Annotated in this window: 13 protein-coding genes; 5 read left to right on the top strand and 8 right to left on the bottom strand. The window is 73.3% G+C overall.

What is annotated here, in order from left to right; translation table 11 throughout:
- Positions 1–35 precede the first annotated feature (35 nt).
- The 4 genes from hutI to hutU are packed head-to-tail and all read right to left on the bottom strand — an operon-like array spanning position 36 to position 5,513.
- Positions 36–1,211: an imidazolonepropionase gene (hutI, locus tag ACIGO6_RS18015; protein WP_399876885.1), complete on the bottom strand. Its 1,176-nt coding sequence runs from the start codon at positions 1,209–1,211 to the stop codon at positions 36–38.
- 47 nt (positions 1,212–1,258) lie between these two features.
- Positions 1,259–2,608, bottom strand: a complete 1,350-nt coding sequence (locus ACIGO6_RS18010) for a formimidoylglutamate deiminase (protein WP_399876883.1) — start codon at positions 2,606–2,608, stop codon at positions 1,259–1,261.
- Positions 2,605–3,852, bottom strand: a complete 1,248-nt coding sequence (locus ACIGO6_RS18005; RefSeq protein ID WP_399876880.1) for an allantoate amidohydrolase — start codon at positions 3,850–3,852, stop codon at positions 2,605–2,607. The genes ACIGO6_RS18010 and ACIGO6_RS18005 overlap by 4 nt, the downstream gene beginning before the upstream one ends.
- Complete coding sequence (gene hutU, locus ACIGO6_RS18000; RefSeq protein WP_399876877.1) at positions 3,849–5,513, bottom strand: urocanate hydratase; 1,665 nt, start codon at positions 5,511–5,513, stop codon at positions 3,849–3,851. Before hutU ends, ACIGO6_RS18005 begins: the two co-directional genes overlap by 4 nt.
- Positions 5,514–5,719: 206 nt before the next feature.
- Here hutU and ACIGO6_RS17995 point away from each other — a divergent pair, with 206 nt between their 5' ends.
- The gene (locus ACIGO6_RS17995; protein WP_399877034.1) at positions 5,720–7,087 is read left to right on the top strand and encodes a diaminopimelate decarboxylase; all 1,368 of its coding nucleotides are present in this window, start codon (positions 5,720–5,722) and stop codon (positions 7,085–7,087) included.
- 147 nt (positions 7,088–7,234) lie between these two features.
- Here the strand turns inward: ACIGO6_RS17995 and ACIGO6_RS17990 are convergent, their stop codons facing one another.
- On the bottom strand, positions 7,235–7,819 hold the full coding sequence (locus ACIGO6_RS17990) for a hypothetical protein (RefSeq protein WP_399876876.1): 585 nt from the start codon (positions 7,817–7,819) through the stop codon (positions 7,235–7,237).
- A 148-nt stretch (positions 7,820–7,967) separates the two neighbouring features.
- The gene (locus tag ACIGO6_RS17985) at positions 7,968–8,810 is read right to left on the bottom strand and encodes a MurR/RpiR family transcriptional regulator (RefSeq protein WP_399876873.1); all 843 of its coding nucleotides are present in this window, start codon (positions 8,808–8,810) and stop codon (positions 7,968–7,970) included.
- A gap of 205 nt (positions 8,811–9,015) precedes the next feature.
- Here ACIGO6_RS17985 and ACIGO6_RS17980 point away from each other — a divergent pair, with 205 nt between their 5' ends.
- Entirely contained in the window at positions 9,016–9,444 is a 429-nt protein-coding gene (locus tag ACIGO6_RS17980; protein ID WP_399876871.1) for a hypothetical protein, read from the top strand.
- A 413-nt stretch (positions 9,445–9,857) separates the two neighbouring features.
- Here ACIGO6_RS17980 and ACIGO6_RS17975 read toward each other — a convergent pair whose 3' ends face one another.
- Complete coding sequence (locus ACIGO6_RS17975; RefSeq protein ID WP_399876869.1) at positions 9,858–11,246, bottom strand: cystathionine beta-synthase; 1,389 nt, start codon at positions 11,244–11,246, stop codon at positions 9,858–9,860.
- 167 nt (positions 11,247–11,413) lie between these two features.
- On the opposite strand from ACIGO6_RS17975, the gene ACIGO6_RS17970 reads away from it, so the two are divergent.
- The 3 genes from ACIGO6_RS17970 to ACIGO6_RS17960 all read left to right on the top strand — a co-directional run bounded on the left by ACIGO6_RS17970 (position 11,414) and on the right by ACIGO6_RS17960 (position 14,993).
- Positions 11,414–12,436: an SGNH/GDSL hydrolase family protein gene (locus ACIGO6_RS17970; protein ID WP_399876866.1), complete on the top strand. Its 1,023-nt coding sequence runs from the start codon at positions 11,414–11,416 to the stop codon at positions 12,434–12,436.
- Between the two features lie 220 nt (positions 12,437–12,656).
- Positions 12,657–13,877, top strand: a complete 1,221-nt coding sequence (locus tag ACIGO6_RS17965; protein ID WP_399876864.1) for an acetyl-CoA C-acetyltransferase — start codon at positions 12,657–12,659, stop codon at positions 13,875–13,877.
- A gap of 315 nt (positions 13,878–14,192) precedes the next feature.
- Positions 14,193–14,993 (top strand): hypothetical protein, encoded by an 801-nt coding sequence (locus ACIGO6_RS17960; protein WP_399876862.1) that lies wholly within the window; start codon positions 14,193–14,195, stop codon positions 14,991–14,993.
- Here ACIGO6_RS17960 and ACIGO6_RS17955 read toward each other — a convergent pair.
- On the bottom strand, positions 14,990–15,301 hold the full coding sequence (locus ACIGO6_RS17955; protein WP_399876859.1) for a hypothetical protein: 312 nt from the start codon (positions 15,299–15,301) through the stop codon (positions 14,990–14,992). The two genes, ACIGO6_RS17960 and ACIGO6_RS17955, sit on opposite strands and share 4 nt — an antisense overlap.
- Between the last annotated feature and the right edge of the window lie 21 nt (positions 15,302–15,322).

Below are 15,322 nucleotides of genomic sequence, written 5' to 3'. Positions count from 1 at the left end.
CGCCCCGTCCCCCGTTCCCACCGATGCTCGTTCGCTCACACCTTACGCACGCCCCGCCGCCACACCCCCGCGACCAGCGGCACCCCCGGCCGGTAGGCCAGGTGGACATGGCTCGGGGCGTCGAGCAGCGTCAGGTCGGCGTACGCGCCCGGAGTCAGGCGTCCGACGTCGTCGCGGCGCAGGGCCGCGGCGCCGCCCGCGGTGGCCGACCAGACCGCCTCGTCCGGCGTCATCCCCATGTCCCGTACGGCGAGGGCGATGCAGAAGGGCACGGAGGACGTGAAGGACGAGCCGGGGTTGCAGTCGGTGGACAGGGCGACCGTGGCACCGGCGTCGATCAGGCGCCGGGCGTCGGGCCACTGGGCGCGGGTGGAGAACTCGGCGCCGGGAAGCAGGGTGGCGACCGTGCGGCTGTGCGCGAGGGCGTCCACGTCGGCGTCGGTGAGGTGGGTGCAGTGGTCGGCGCTGGCGGCGTCGAGTTCGACGGCGAGCTGGACGCCGGGGCCGTGGGAGAGCTGGTTGGCGTGGATGCGGGGGTGCAGGCCCCTGGCCTTGCCCGCCGTGAGGATGGCGCGGGCCTGGTCGCCGTCGAAGGCGCCCTTCTCGCAGAACACGTCGATCCAGCGGGCGTGCGGGGCGCAGGCGTCGAGCATCTCGCCGGTGACGAGGGCGACGTAGGCGGCGGGGTCGTCGGCGAGTTCGGGGGCGACGATGTGGGCGCCGAGGAAGGTGACCTCGTCGGTGTGGCGGGCGGCGACGCGCAGGGCGCGGGACTCGTCGGCGACGGTCAGGCCGTAGCCGGACTTGGTCTCGAAGGTGGTGGTGCCCTGGCGCAGGGCCTCTTCGAGGTAGCGGGTGAGGCCCGCCTCCAGTTCCGCGTCGCTCGCGGCGCGGGTGGCGGCGACGGTGGTGCGGATGCCGCCGGCGCTGTAGGGGCGGCCGGACATGCGGGCGTTGAACTCCTCGGTGCGGTCGCCCGCGAAGAGGAGGTGGGAGTGGGAGTCGACGAAGCCGGGGAGGACCGCACGGCCACCGGCGTCGACGCGATTGTCAGTGGCGGGTGCTTTGCTTGATTCACCGGTCCACGCGATGCGGTCGCCGTCGATGACGACGGCCGCGTCCCGGACCAGTCCGAGGGGGGAGTTGTCGCCGAGGGAGGGGTCGTTGGTGACGAGTGCGGCGATGTTGGTGATGACGGTGCTGCTGCTCATGGGGTCCGTGACGTCCTCGTGGGGGTGGGGGCGGGCGGTGGTCGTCGCTAGGAGCGCAGGGCTTCGACGGCCCGCGCGAGGGCCTGCGGCACATCGGGTACGAGGGTGTGGGCGCCGTCGCGTACGACGTGCCGTCCACCCACGATCGTGTGCCGTACGTCCGCTGCCGTCGCGGCGAATACGGCCGTCTCGGCGCCGAGCCTGGGCAGCGGCCCCGCTGTTCTGACCGAGTCCAGGGCGACCGTGGTGAGGTCGGCGCGGGTCCCGGCCTCGAGGGTGCCGACGTCGTCCCAGCCGAGGGCGGCGTGGCCGTCGGCGGTGGCGGCGCGCAGCAGGGCGGCGGCGGTCCAGTGGCCGCGGGTGCGGGTGCGCAGGCGCTCGTTGAGCTCCATGGCGCGCGCCTCTTCCAGCAGGTCGACGACGGCGTGGCTGTCGGAGCCGAGGGAGAGCGGGGAGCCCGCCTGCTGAAGGGCTGCTGCCGGGCCGATGCCGTCGGCGAGGTCCCGTTCCGTGGTCGGGCACATGCAGGTGCCGGTGCGACTGCCGCCGAGCAGGGCGATGTCCTCGTCGGTGAGGTGGGTGTTGTGGACGCCTGTGGTGCGGGGTCCGAGCACGCCGTGGTCGGCGAGGAGCCGGGTGGGGGTGCACCCGTGGGCGTCGCGGCAGGCGTCGTTCTCGGCGGTCTGCTCGGACAGGTGCACATGCAGCGGGGCCCGCCGTTCCTCAGCCCAGCGCGCCACGGTCGCCAACTGGTCGGCGGGCACGGCCCGTACGGAGTGGATCGCCGCGCCGATCCGTGCGTGATCCCGTTCCTTGAGAACTGAACAGCGTTCCGCCCAGGCGTCCGCCGTGCCGTCGGAGAAGCGGCGCTGGTGGGTGTTGGGGGGCTGCCCGAAGCCGGAGGACAGGTAGCAGGTGTCGAGGAGGGTGATGCGGATGCCGGCGTCGGCGGCGGCCTCGATCAGGGCCTCGCCCATCGCGTTGGGGTCGGCGTAGGGGGTGCCGCCGGGGGCGTGGTGGACGTAGTGGAACTCGCCGACGGTGGTGATGCCGGCGAGGGCCATCTCGGCGTACACGGCGCGGGCGAGGTCGCGGTAGGTCTCCGGGGTGAGCCGGTCGGCGACGGAGTACATGACCTCGCGCCAGGTCCAGAACGTGCCGGAGCCGACCTGGACGGTGCCGCGCAGGGCGCGGTGGAACGCGTGCGAGTGGGCGTTCGCCAGCCCCGGCAGCGTCAGACCGCGCAGGATCTCGGCGCCGGGGGGCGGGGTGGGGGTGCCCGTGCGGAGCTCGGTGATGCGGCCGTCACGCACATCGACGGTGACGCCCGGCTCGACATGGGTGCCGAACCACGCGTGCTCCAGCCAGTACGTCCGGGTCCGCTCGGTGGGGGTCACGTGCAGGCCAGTCCTTCCAGTGCGTCGGCGAGTGCGCTCACCCCGGCCACGCAGTCGTCCTCGGCGGCGTACTCGGCCGGGGAGTGCGAGACGCCGGTGGGGTTGCGCACGAACAGCATGGCGGTCGGGATGCGTCCGGAGAGGATTCCGGCGTCGTGTCCCGCACCGGTGCCGAGGACGGGCACCTTCAGCTCCGCGCCGCTGCCTCCTGCGTCGTTGCCTTCCGTGTCGCTGCCCAGGATGCGGGCGAGTTCGTCGCGCAGGGCGTGGTCGAACTCGACGACGGGCGTGAAGGACTCGCGTACGACGTCGAGGTCGACGCCATGGGCGGTGGCGTACTCGCGGGCGGCCTTCTCCACCCCGCCGACCACCGTGTCCAGGCTCTCCTGGTCGGCGGCGCGGGAGTCGAGCCAGCCGCGCACGAGGGACGGGATGGCGTTGACGCCGTTCGGCTCGACGCTGATCTTGCCGAAGGTGGCGACGGCGCCGGCGAGTTCGGCCTCGCGGCGGGCGGCCAGGACGGTCTCGGCGTAGCTCAGCATCGGGTCGCGCCGGTCGGCGAGCCGGGTGGTGCCGGCGTGGTTGGCCTCGCCGCGGAAGTCGAAGCGCCATCGTCCGTGCGGCCAGATGGCGCTCGCGATGCCGATGCGGTCGCCGGACAGGTCGAGGGCGCGGCCCTGTTCGACGTGGAGTTCGACGAAGGCGCCGATGCGGGCGAGCCGTTCGGGGTCGGGGCCGATGGCGTCCGGGTCGTATCCGGCGTTCTCCATGGCCTGCGGGAGCGTGATGCCGTCGCCGTCGGTGAGGCGGTGGGCCTGCTCGACGGTGAGCGCGCCGGCGGTGAGCCGGGAGCCGACGCAGGCGAGGCCGAAGCGGGCGCCCTCCTCGTCGCCGAAGTTGACGATGCCGACCGGTCGGGTGAGCCGGGCTCCTCGCGCGCGCAGCTCGTCCAGGGCCGCGAAGGCGGAGACGACGCCGAGGGGGCCGTCGAAGGCGCCGCCGTCGGGTACGGAGTCCAGGTGGGAGCCGGTGACGACGGCGTTCCCGGCGGCCGGGTCACCGAGCCAGGCCCACTGGTTGCCGTTGCGGTCGAGCTCGTAGGTCAGCCCGCGCGCCTCGGCCTGCTCCCGGAACCAGGCCCGGCAGTCGGCATCGGCGCCGGTCCAGGCGTAGCGGCGGTAGCCGCCGGAGGCGGAGCTGCGGCCGACCGGCAGCAGCTCCGCCCACATGCGGTGGAAGCTCACGCCGTGCCGCCTTCACGCATGGGCACGCGCACGCCCTTGTCCTCGGCGACGGACTCCGCGATGTCGTACCCGGCGTCGACGTGCCGGATGACGCCCATGCCGGGGTCGTTGGTGAGGACCCGGCGGATCTTCTCGCCGGCGAGGGCGGTGCCGTCGGCGACCGTCACCTGCCCGGCGTGGATGGAGCGGCCCATGCCGACGCCGCCGCCGTGGTGGAGGGAGACCCAGGAGGCGCCGGAGGCCACGTTGACCATGGCGTTGAGCAGCGGCCAGTCGGCGATGGCGTCGGAGCCGTCGAGCATGGCCTCGGTCTCGCGGTACGGGGAGGCGACGGAGCCGCAGTCGAGGTGGTCGCGGCCGATGACGATCGGCGCGGCCAGCTCGCCGCTCGCGACCATGTCGTTGAACCGCTCGCCGGCCTTGTCGCGCTCGCCGTAGCCGAGCCAGCAGATGCGGGCGGGCAGGCCCTGGAAGTGGACGCGCTCGCCGGCCATCTTGATCCAGCGGGCCAGGGACTCGTTCTCCGGGAAGAGGTCGAGGATCGCCTTGTCGGTCTTGGCGATGTCGGCGGGGTCGCCGGACAGGGCGGCCCAGCGGAAGGGGCCCTTGCCCTCGCAGAAGAGGGGGCGGATGTAGGCGGGAACGAAGCCGGGGAAGGCGAAGGCCCGGTCGTAGCCGGCGAGCTGGGCCTCGCCGCGGATGGAGTTGCCGTAGTCGAAGACCTCGGCGCCGGCGTCCTGGAAGCCGACCATGGCCTCGACGTGCCGGGCCATGGACTCGCGGGCCCGGGTGGTGAAGCCGGCCGGGTCCTTGGCGGCGGCGTCGGCCATGTCGTCGAAGGCGATGCCGACGGGGAGGTACGCCAGCGGGTCGTGGGCCGAGGTCTGGTCGGTCACGATGTCGATCGGGGCGCCCATGGCGAGCAGCTGCGGCACCAGCTCGGCGGCGTTGCCGAGGACGCCGATGGAGAGCGGCCTGCGCTGGTCGCGGGCCTCGGTGGCCAGGTGGAGGGCGTGGTCGAGGGAGTCGGCCCTGACGTCGAGGTAGCGGTGCTCGATGCGGCGGTCGATGGCGCGCGGGTCGCAGTCGATGCAGATCGCGACGCCGTCGTTCATGGTGACGGCCAGTGGCTGGGCGCCGCCCATGCCGCCGAGGCCGGCGGTGAGGGTGATGGTTCCGGCGAGGGTGCCGCCGAACTTCTTGGCGGCGACGGCGGCGAAGGTCTCGTAGGTGCCCTGGAGGATGCCCTGGGTGCCGATGTAGATCCAGGAGCCGGCGGTCATCTGCCCGTACATGGTCAGGCCGAGGGCCTCCAGGCGGCGGAACTCCTCCCAGTTGGCCCAGTCGCCGACGAGGTTGGAGTTGGCGATGAGGACGCGCGGGGCCCACTCGTGGGTCTGCATGACGCCGACCGGGCGGCCCGACTGGACGAGCATCGTCTCGTCCTGCTTGAGGGTCTGCAGGGTGCGGACCATGGCGTCGAAGGACCGCCAGTCGCGGGCCGCCTTGCCGGTGCCGCCGTAGACGACGAGCTTGTCGGGGTGCTCGGCGACCTCGGGGTCGAGGTTGTTCTGGAGCATCCGCAGGGCGGCCTCCTGCTGCCAGCCCAGTGCGCTCGGCTCGGTGCCGCGCGGCGCGCGGACGGGGCGGGGTCCGGACATGGTCTGCCTCCTGGTGGCTTGCTCCCGGCGGATTGTTACTGGAGATATTCACATCCTCGCCTCATGAATAGAACTAGTCAATACGTCCGTGTCCCGGCGCGGACGTGTCGCGGGTGTTTGGCTGTATGCGCTGGACGGATGTGTCCGGGCGGATGTGCTGGACGGACGACGAGGGGACGGAGGATCGCGTGAGCGACGGCACGGACATGGGCGGGGACCTCGGCGGCACCGGAGCGGAGCGGGCCGCGCGGCGGGATGCGGCGGTGCGGGCGGCCGTGGAACAGGGGCTGCTGGGGCCCGACGCCCCGATCGTCGGACTGCTGGACGTCGCGGGCATCCGGGAGTCGGCGGCGGAGCTGCGGGCGGCCTTCGAGGCGGTGACGGCACCCGGGACACCCGTGCTGCACGCCTTCGCGGTGAAGGCGACCCCGCTGGTCGCGGTGGTGCGGCTGCTGCACGAGGAGGGCATCGGCGCGGAGGTCGCGAGCCCGGGTGAGCTGGCGCTGGCGCGGGCGGCGGGGGTGCCGGCGGAGCGGACGGTGCTGGACTCGCCCGCCAAGACGCCGGACGAGCTGCGGGAGGCGCTGGCGCTGGGCATCGCCCTCAACGCGGACAATCCGCAGGAGCTGGAGCGGCTCGACCGCCTGATGGCCGGGGCGGCGAGCCGGTCGCCGCTCGGCATCCGGGTGAACCCGCAGGTCGGCGGGGGCTCCATCGAGGCGCTGTCGACGGCGACGGCGACCTCGAAGTTCGGGGTGGCGCTGCGCGACGAGGGGGCGCGCGAGTGGGTGGTGCGGGCGTACCTGGACCGGCCGTGGCTGACCCGGCTGCACGCGCACACCGGGTCACAGGGCATCCCGCTGGCCCTGATGGCCGAGGGAGTGGCCGAGACGTACGCGCTCGCCGAGGAGATCAACGGGCGGGCCGGGCGCCGGCAGATCGACACGCTGGACATCGGCGGCGGGCTGCCGGTGAACTTCGCCTCGGACGAGACGACACCGACGTACGCCGAGTACGCGCGGGTGCTGCGCGAGGCGGTGCCGGGGCTGCTCGACGGGCGGTACGGGCTGGTCACCGAGTTCGGGCGGTCACTGCTGGCCAAGCACGGCACGGTGGTGGCGCGCGTGGAGTACGCCAAGAGCGCCGGGGGGCGGCCGGTCGCGGTGACGCACGCTGGCGTGCAAGTCGCGACGCGGACGGTGTACGCGCCGGGGGCGTGGCCGCTGCGGATCGCCGCGTACGACGGCAAGGGGGTGCCGAAGGAGGGGCCCGCGGTGGTGCAGGACGTGGCCGGGCCGGCCTGCTTCGCGGGGGACCTGCTGGCGGCGGGACGTGCCTTGCCGATGCTGGAGCAGGGGGACTACGCGGCGGCGCTGGACACGGGGGCGTACTACTTCGCGCATCACTACGCGTACAACTCGCTGGCACGTCCCGGGGTGTACGGGTTCGGGGCGGACGGCTTGGGGGGTGTCGCCTTCGCGACCGTGCGGGAGGCCCAGTCGGTGGCGGAGATCGTGTCGGAGGCGGGCGGGGCGCACGCGGACGCGCTGACGTCCCCGTTCCGGTCGTCCTGACGCGGCTCGGACGACGCCGTCAGGGGCGCGGGGCGGTGGCACGTGCGGCCACCGCCGCGAGGGCGCGACCGGCCACGCGGCACCCGCACCCGCACCCGCACCCGACGCGGCCCCCGCACCCGGCGCGGAACCGACATCCGCCCGGCATCACACCAGTGCCGCCGCCTTCCGCCGCGCCCCGCCCGGGGCCGCGTCGCCCGCCGCGATGCCCGTGCTGCGGTAGGCCTTGACCGCCTTGCCCGCCGGGCGGCCGGCGTTGCGGGCGAGCCAGTCGACGCGGACCCACAGGAGGGCTCCCTCGGCCTGTTCGCGGCGGCCGATCCAGGCGGACTTCAGCCACAGGCCGGTGCCGCAGCCGGCCATCAGCAGTCCGGCGGCGGCGGGCACGGCGAAGGCGCTGCCGAGGGCGGCGAGGAAGGCGAGGAACAGCCACCAGCGGTGGCCGCGGCGCCAGTTGCGTACGGTCACCGCGCGGTCCTGGAGCACGTCGTGCTTGCCGGCGCGGGCGGCCGAGCCGGCCAGGACGGTGTACCGCTTCCGGCGGACGGTCGCCACGACGGCGGTCGCGACGAGGAACAGCGCGGCGCCGGCCAGGACGCCGATCCGCCGCCCGGTCAGTCCCGGCACCAGCACCCCGATGCCCGCCGCCACCACGCCCAGCCACCACAGCGGTGCCGCCCCCGCCCTTACGACGACGGCGACCCGAGCCAGCCCCTGTCCTCCGCGCGCCACGTCCGGCCTCCTGTCCCAGTCCTGCTGCTGCGCCCTGTTGCTGCGCGCTGCTGCTGCGTTGCGTCTGAAGGGTGTGAGGCGAGGCAGGTTAACGGGAGAACGTGAGACGAGTCTGAGAACACGGCCGCGGACGGGCCCGCGCTCCGCGTCAGTCCACGAAGAGCCCCCGCGCCGCGGCCTTCGCGTCGAACTCCTCCAGCCGGGCCTGGGCGTCCGGCAGGTCGTCGCACATGGCTTCCAGCAGGACCCGGCCGAGCAGCATCGGCGCACAGGCGGTGTCGAAGGCGAGGCCGGTCCCGACGGCGGCTGGCAGCAGCAGGTCGGACACCTTGGCGACCGGCGCGAAGGCGGAGTCGGCGACGGTCACCACCGTGAGCCCCGCCTCCTTCGCGTGGGCGAGCGTGTCGACGACCTCGCGCGGATGCCGGGGCAGGGCGAAGCAGAGCAGGGACGTCGCCCCGGCCCGTACGGCGGCGTCGATGCGGTCGTGGATCATCGTGCCGCCCTCGCCCAGCAGCCGGACGTCCGGGTGGACCTTGGCGGCGAAGTAGGCGAAGCCGTGCGCCTGGGCCGCCGCCGCGCGCAGCCCGAGCACCGGCAGCGGCCGGCTCCGGGCGAGCAGGCGGCCCGCCTCCGCCACCGGCCCCGGGTCGGCCAGCGCCTCCGCCAGGTGCCGCAGGTTCTCGATCTCGGCCGCCACGGCCTGCTGGTACTCGTTGCCGGACCCGGTGTCCGCGGCCGGTTCCGCGGGCGCGACCTCGCGCAGATGGCGGCGCAGCGCCGGGTAGCCGTCGAAGCCGAGGGCGACGGCGAAACGCGTCACGGACGGCTGGCTGACCCCGGCCAGCTCGGCCAGCTCCACACTCGACAGGAAGGGCACGTCGGCGGCGCGCCGCACCATACTGTGCGCGATGCGCCGCTGGGTCGGCGTCAGCCGGTGCCCCTCGAAGAGCGTCTGCAACCGCGCGGCCGGGCTGTCGGTCCCGCTCATGCCGTGCTCCCCCTCGACCTATTCACGTATCCGGGATTCTGCATACCGTTATACAGCGAGGCCGCGCGCCGCACGATGCCGAGCATCCTCCGCGGACCGCCCGCCGCGACCGCTCCGCCGCGACCGGCCCGCTCCGGCCGTCCCCCGCCGAAGACGGGGGCTAGCCCCCGTGCCGACGCCGGTCCGGATGCCTACCGTGGACGGCATGACCGGAATGGACGAGCGGGATCTCAAGAAGGAACTCGACGCCACGCTGCAGACCCGCAGGGAACTCGGCGAGGAGTACGAGTCCGCACTGGTCGACTCGTTCCTGGAGAAGGTCGACCGGCGCATCGACGGTGCGGTCGAGCGGCGCGTGCGCCGGCAGCTCGCCGAGCAGCAGATGACGGCGGCCCGGGACAGCCGGTCGCCGACGCCGACGGACTCCTTCGGCGAGCGCTTCGGCTTCGGCATCGTCTCGCTGGTCCTCGCGGTCCCGCTGTCCGCGATCGGCGGCGGCGTCGCGCACCTCCCCGGGCTGCTGGTCACCTGGGCGGGCATCGTCGGCGTCAACGTCGTCCAGGCCGCCCGCACCAACCCGGGCCTCTTCGGCCGCCGCCGGCCCGCCGAGAAGGACGACGCCTGGGAAGACTGAGGCTCCTGGGAAGTCAGACGCCTGGGCGGAGGCTGAGACGCCTGGGCGAAGGCTGAACCGAAGACTGCGCGGGGACCGCCGCACCCCCATCGCTGGGGGGCGGGACGACGGCGGTCCCCGCGGGGGACGCGGCGCCGGGACCGAGAGGCCGGGCGGCGCGTCCGTGGCGTCCATGGAGGTCCGGGAGCCGCTCCGGAAGGTCCGTGACGCCGTTCGGTGCCGGCCGGGACGGGGAGCCGCTCCCGCCCTGCCGACAACCCCTACTCTGCCGGGCCAGTGTTAAGCGTGTGCTGCGCGAACGTGACGCCCGCGTACCACTTCCGCGAAGTCCACGAAGATCACCTGGCCCCTCAAGTGCGGCCCCGGAACCGACGGTTCACCCCGCGTTCACCACCGCTTCCCGTGACGGGACGTCACTTGCCGCTGTTGGCGAGGAAGGACAGCAGGTCCTGACGGCTCACCACACCGGTCGGCTTGCCCTCGACGAGGACGATCGCCGCGTCGGCGGAGCCCAGCACCGACATCAGGTCCGCCACCGGCTCGCCGGAGCCCACCTGCGGCAGCGGGGCCGACATGTGCTTCTCCAGCGGGTCCTCCAGCGAGGCGCGCTTGGCGAACAGGGCGTCCAGCAGCTCGCGCTCCACGACCGAGCCGACGACCTCGGCGGCCATCACGTCCGGGTGACCGGCGCCGGGCTTGACGATCGGCATCTGTGAGACGCCGTACTCGCGCAGCACCTCGATGGCCTGGCCGACGGTCTCGTCCGGGTGCATGTGGACGAGGGAGGGGATGGAGCCGCCCTCCTTGTGGTTCAGGACCTCGGCGACGCGGGCGCTGGGGCCGGCGTCCTCCAGGAAGCCGTAGTCGGCCATCCACTCGTCGTTGAAGATCTTGCTGAGGTAGCCGCGCCCGCTGTCCGGCAGCAGGACGACCACCACGTCGTCCTCGCCGAGCCGCTCGGCCACCTCCAGCGCCGCGACGACCGCCATGCCGCAGGAGCCGCCCACCAGCAGGCCCTCCTCCTTGGCGAGGCGGCGGGTCATCTGGAAGGAGTCCTTGTCGGAGACGGCGACGATCTCGTCGGCGACGTCCCGGTCGTAGGCGCTCGGCCAGAAGTCCTCACCGACGCCCTCGACCAGGTACGGCCGCCCGGAGCCGCCCGAGTAGACGGACCCCTCGGGATCGGCGCCGATCACCTTCACCGCACCGTCGCTGGCCTCCTTGAGGTAGCGGCCGGTGCCGGAGATGGTGCCGCCGGTGCCGACGCCGGCGACGAAGTGGGTGATCTTCCCCGCCGTCTGCTCCCACAGCTCGGGGCCGGTCGAGTGGTAGTGGGAGAGCGGGTTGTGCGGGTTGGAGTACTGGTCCGGCTTCCAGGCGCCCGGCGTCTCGCGGACCAGCCGGTCGGAGACGTTGTAGTAGGAGTCCGGGTGCTCGGGGGCGACCGCGGTCGGGCAGACGACGACCTCGGCGCCGTAGGCGCGCAGTACGTTGATCTTGTCGGTGGACACCTTGTCCGGGCAGACGAAGATGCACTTGTAGCCCTTCTGCTGGGCCACGATCGCGAGCCCCACGCCCGTGTTGCCGCTGGTCGGCTCCACGATCGTGCCGCCGGGCTGCAGCTCTCCGCTCTTCTCTGCGGCCTCGATCATGCGCAGGGCGATGCGGTCCTTCACGGAACCGCCCGGGTTGAAGTACTCCACCTTGGCCAGGACGGTCGCCCTGATGCCCTTGGTCACGCTGTTGAGCCTCACCAGCGGGGTGTTGCCGACGAGGCTGATCATCGAGTCGTGGAATTGCACCGTGGTCTCCGGATGCTGCAAAAGATGCGGTCGTAGTGGTTCCGTCAGCCTATGGCCTGCCGCCCCGCCGGTGCCCCGTGCCGGTCGTTCACTCCCTGTTGAGATTGGGCGACCGTCCGTACGGGGCAAGCACTGGTTGTACGGCTTCGAGGAGGTGGCGGCGACGTATGACGAGCATGTCGAGGGCGCGGGTGGCCCGGCGGATCGCGGCCGGCGCGGCCTACGGCGGTGGCGGGATCGGGCTGGCCGGCGCGGCCACCTTCGGTCTGCTGCTGGCGGAGGTGGCGCTGGCCAGGCGCCGGGTGGGCATCGGCACACCCAACCGGGTGCCCAACGCGCAGGGACTGTACGGCGACATTCTGCCGGTGGCCGGCGATCCGCCGCTGCGGTTGATGATGCTGGGCGACTCCACGGCGGCCGGGCAGGGCGTGCACCGGGCCGGGCAGACGCCGGGCGCGCTGCTGGCGTCGGGGCTCGCGGCCGTGGCGGAGCGGCCGGTGGAGCTGAGGTCGGTCGCGGCGCCGGGGGCGTGCTCGGACGACCTGGACCGGCAGGTGGCCCTGGTGCTCGGGGATCCGGACCGGGTCCCCGACATCTGCGTGATCATGATCGGCGCGAACGACGTCACCCACCGAATGCCCGCGACCCGCTCGGTCCGGCACCTGTCGGGGGCGGTACGACGGCTGCGGACGGCCGGCGCGGAGGTGGTCGTCGGCACCTGCCCGGACCTGGGCACGATCGAACCGGTACGGCAGCCGCTGCGCTGGCTGGCCCGGCGGACCTCGCGGCAGCTGGCGGCGGCGCAGACGATCGGCGTCGTGGAGCAGGGCGGGCGCACGGTGTCGCTGGGCGACCTCCTGGGCCCGGAGTTCGCGCAGAACCCGCGGGAGCTGTTCGGGCCGGACAACTACCACCCCTCCGCGGAGGGCTACGCCACGGCCGCGATGGCGGTCCTGCCGTCGGTCTGCGCCGCCCTCGGCCTGTGGCCGGCCGAGGAGGAGCGCCCCGACGCGATGCGCCGCGAGGGCTTCCTGCCCGTGGCCCGGGCGGCGGCCGAGGCCGCGTCCGAGGCGGGCACGGAGGTGGCGGCGGCGATGCCGACGGGGCCGCGGGGGCCCTGGGCGCTGCTGAAGCGCCGGCGGCGGCGTCGGGTATCGGAGGCGGAACCCACCAGCCCGTCCGGCGTTTGAGGGCGAGGTCGTCCAGGCCGATGGGGGTCTGGGGGTGCAGCCCCCAGGGCATCCGCCACAGGACCGCGGGACAAAGTCCGCTCGACCGCCGGAGGCCAAAGCAAGCGCTTAGAAAGTTGCGGTCCATGTCACATGGCCAGACCCGTGACCCAGGCCATACGTCGGGGTAACTTCCCAACCAGCCCTGCCTGCCCCTTACCGACTCGCCTCTGGAGCCGTGATGCCCGAAGCCGTGATCGTCTCAGCCGCCCGCTCCCCCATCGGTCGTGCTTTCAAGGGCTCGCTGAAGGACCTGCGCCCCGACGACCTGGCCGCCACGATCATCCAGGCCGCCCTCGCCAAGGTCCCCGAGCTGGACCCGCGGGACATCGACGACCTGATGCTCGGCTGCGGCCTGCCCGGCGGCGAGCAGGGCAACAACCTCGGCCGCATCGTCGCCGTCGAGATGGGCATGGACCACCTGCCCGGCTGCACCATCACCCGGTACTGCTCCTCGTCGCTGCAGACCTCCCGCATGGCCCTGCACGCCATCAAGGCCGGCGAGGGCGACGTCTTCATCTCGGCCGGTGTCGAGATGGTCTCCCGGTTCGCCAAGGGCAACTCCGACAGCCTGCCGGACACCCGCAACCCGCTGTTCGCCGAGGCGGAGGCCCGTACCGCCGAGGTGGCCCAGCAGGAGGGCACCACCTGGCACGACCCGCGCGAGGACGGCCTGGTCCCCGACCCGTACATCGCGATGGGCCAGACCGCCGAGAACCTCGCCCGCGCCAAGGGCGTCACCCGGCAGGACATGGACGAGTTCGGCGTCCGCTCGCAGAACCTCGCCGAGGAAGCCATCAAGAACGGCTTCTGGGAGCGCGAGATCACCCCGGTGACGCTGCCGGACGGCACGGTGGTCTCCAAGGACGACGGGCCCCGCGCCGGCGTCACCCTGGAGGGCGTCCAGGGCCTGAAGCCCGTCTTCCGCCCCGACGGCCTGGTCACCGCCGGCAACTGCTGCCCGCTCAACGACGGTGCCGCCGCCCTCGTGATCATGAGCGACACCAAGGCCCGCGAGCTGGGCCTGACCCCGCTCGCCCGCATCGTCTCCACCGGTGTCTCCGGCCTCTCCCCCGAGATCATGGGCCTCGGCCCGGTCGAGGCGAGCAAGCAGGCGCTGTCCCGCGCCGGGCTGACCATCGACGACATCGACCTGGTCGAGATCAACGAGGCGTTCGCCGCCCAGGTGATCCCCTCCTACCGCGACCTCGGCATCCCGCTGGAGAAGCTGAACGTCAACGGTGGCGCCATCGCCGTCGGCCACCCCTTCGGCATGACCGGCGCCCGCATCACCGGCACGCTCATCAACTCCCTGCAGTGGCACGACAAGCAGTTCGGCCTGGAGACCATGTGCGTCGGCGGCGGCCAGGGCATGGCCATGGTCATCGAGCGCCTGAGCTGACCGGCACACCCCGGCACACCGCCGCGCGCGACCGCCCCCTGAAGGACGGTCAGTAGCACCCGCGCGACCCAGCGTGACACCACGGCCCGGAACCCCGACGACCCAGGGTTCTGGGCCGTTTTGTGACCCAATCTCCCCCAGGATGTGACCTACCTCTCCCGTCACCTCGATTTACGCAGGTCAGACCAGCAACACCCCCACCTTCCGGACCCAAAGTCCTGTCCGTTTCGTGACGTTACGCACTGACAGACGGATAGTCCTCCCTTCAAGCTGATGTAGGAAGTCGGGGGTCGACTTTGAACCGGGAGTACGTCAGTGAGCGCCATGCCGATCGCCCTGCTGCTCACCACGGCCGCCACCGGCGCCGTGGGCGTCGCCGTCCTGCGCAGCGTTCTGGTGCTGCGCCGGCAGGTGGCGGCCCTGCGCACGGAGCTGGCCGAGAGCCGCGCCGCCGCCACGCGGGGCCGGGTGCCCGCCGCCCGCACCACCGCCGACGCCGACGAGATACGCGCCGCCGTCACGGAGGCGCTCGCCGAGGAGCGGGAGCGGGAGCTCGCCGAGGCGCGGGCCTTCTGGGCCGCCCAGGAGTCGCGGGACGCCTCCGAGGCGCCGCTGCTGCTCGGCCTGTCCGACAGTGAGCTGTTCCTGCCCCGCCAGGCGGATTTCGTGGGCCTGGAGCCCGTCGTCGAGCCGGGTGCGGACACCGACGAGCCGACCGCGAAGGACGCGGGCAGCAGGGAGTCCGCCGAACTGGCCGCCGCCCGCCGCCGGCACCCCTCGCACCCGGACTTCGTACCGAACCCGTCACCGGCCGTGAACGACCACGAGCGCACCGTCGCCACCCTCGAGGAGCTGGCCGAGTCGAATGTCGCGCTCGCCGACGTCCGCCCGGGCCCGCTGGGCACGCTCGACGTGTACGTCTTCGCCGACGGGACCACGCTGTGCATGACGCCGGGCCACCGCGAGACCGCGGAGCGCCTGGCCGCCGCGCTGGGCGCGGGCAAGACGCCGTACCTCCTCGGCGGCTCGGGGATCTCCGGCGCCTACACGCTGACCTTCGCCTGCGGCGAGGAGAACGTCTACATCCTGGCGGACCGCGTCATCGCGTCCCTCTAGACCCCGGCCCGCTTGCGCGCCTCCTCCACCAGCGCCACCGCTTCCTCCACCTGGCCCTCGTCGCTCAGCACGAGGGCCAAGTCGTGTGCGGCGACGGCGATCTGGTCGGCGGCGGCGAACATCCCGGCGTCCGGCATCTCCCGGGGCTCCGCGTCCGGGTCCTCCGCGAGCTGGGCGCGCCGCGCCAACTCCCTGGCCAGCCCCAGCGCCTCGGCGGCGGCCCCGCGTTGCAGCCTGCTCTGCGGCGCGGCGCGCAGGCGGTCGGCGAAGTCGTCCACGGCACGGGTCAAAGGCGTCGTATCAACCACGGCGCGAGCGTACGCGGCGGT

The sequence above is a fragment of the Streptomyces sp. NPDC053750 genome (genome assembly GCF_044544295.1).
Taxonomy (GTDB): Bacteria; Actinomycetota; Actinomycetes; order Streptomycetales; family Streptomycetaceae; genus Streptomyces.
This window is presented reverse-complemented; position numbering and strand designations above follow the sequence as displayed.

Coding starts and splice junctions, on each gene's coding strand:
- ACIGO6_RS17995 (WP_399877034.1), top strand. CDS start 5,720: ATGGGCGGGGACCTCGGCGGCACCGGAGCGGAGCGGGCCGCGCGGCGG.
- ACIGO6_RS17970 (WP_399876866.1), top strand. CDS start 11,414: ATGACGAGCATGTCGAGGGCGCGGGTGGCCCGGCGGATCGCGGCCGGC.
- ACIGO6_RS17980 (WP_399876871.1), top strand. CDS start 9,016: ATGACCGGAATGGACGAGCGGGATCTCAAGAAGGAACTCGACGCCACG.
- ACIGO6_RS17985 (WP_399876873.1), bottom strand. CDS start 8,810: ATGAGCGGGACCGACAGCCCGGCCGCGCGGTTGCAGACGCTCTTCGAG.
- hutU (WP_399876877.1), bottom strand. CDS start 5,513: ATGTCCGGACCCCGCCCCGTCCGCGCGCCGCGCGGCACCGAGCCGAGC.
- ACIGO6_RS17965 (WP_399876864.1), top strand. CDS start 12,657: ATGCCCGAAGCCGTGATCGTCTCAGCCGCCCGCTCCCCCATCGGTCGT.
- hutI (WP_399876885.1), bottom strand. CDS start 1,211: ATGAGCAGCAGCACCGTCATCACCAACATCGCCGCACTCGTCACCAAC.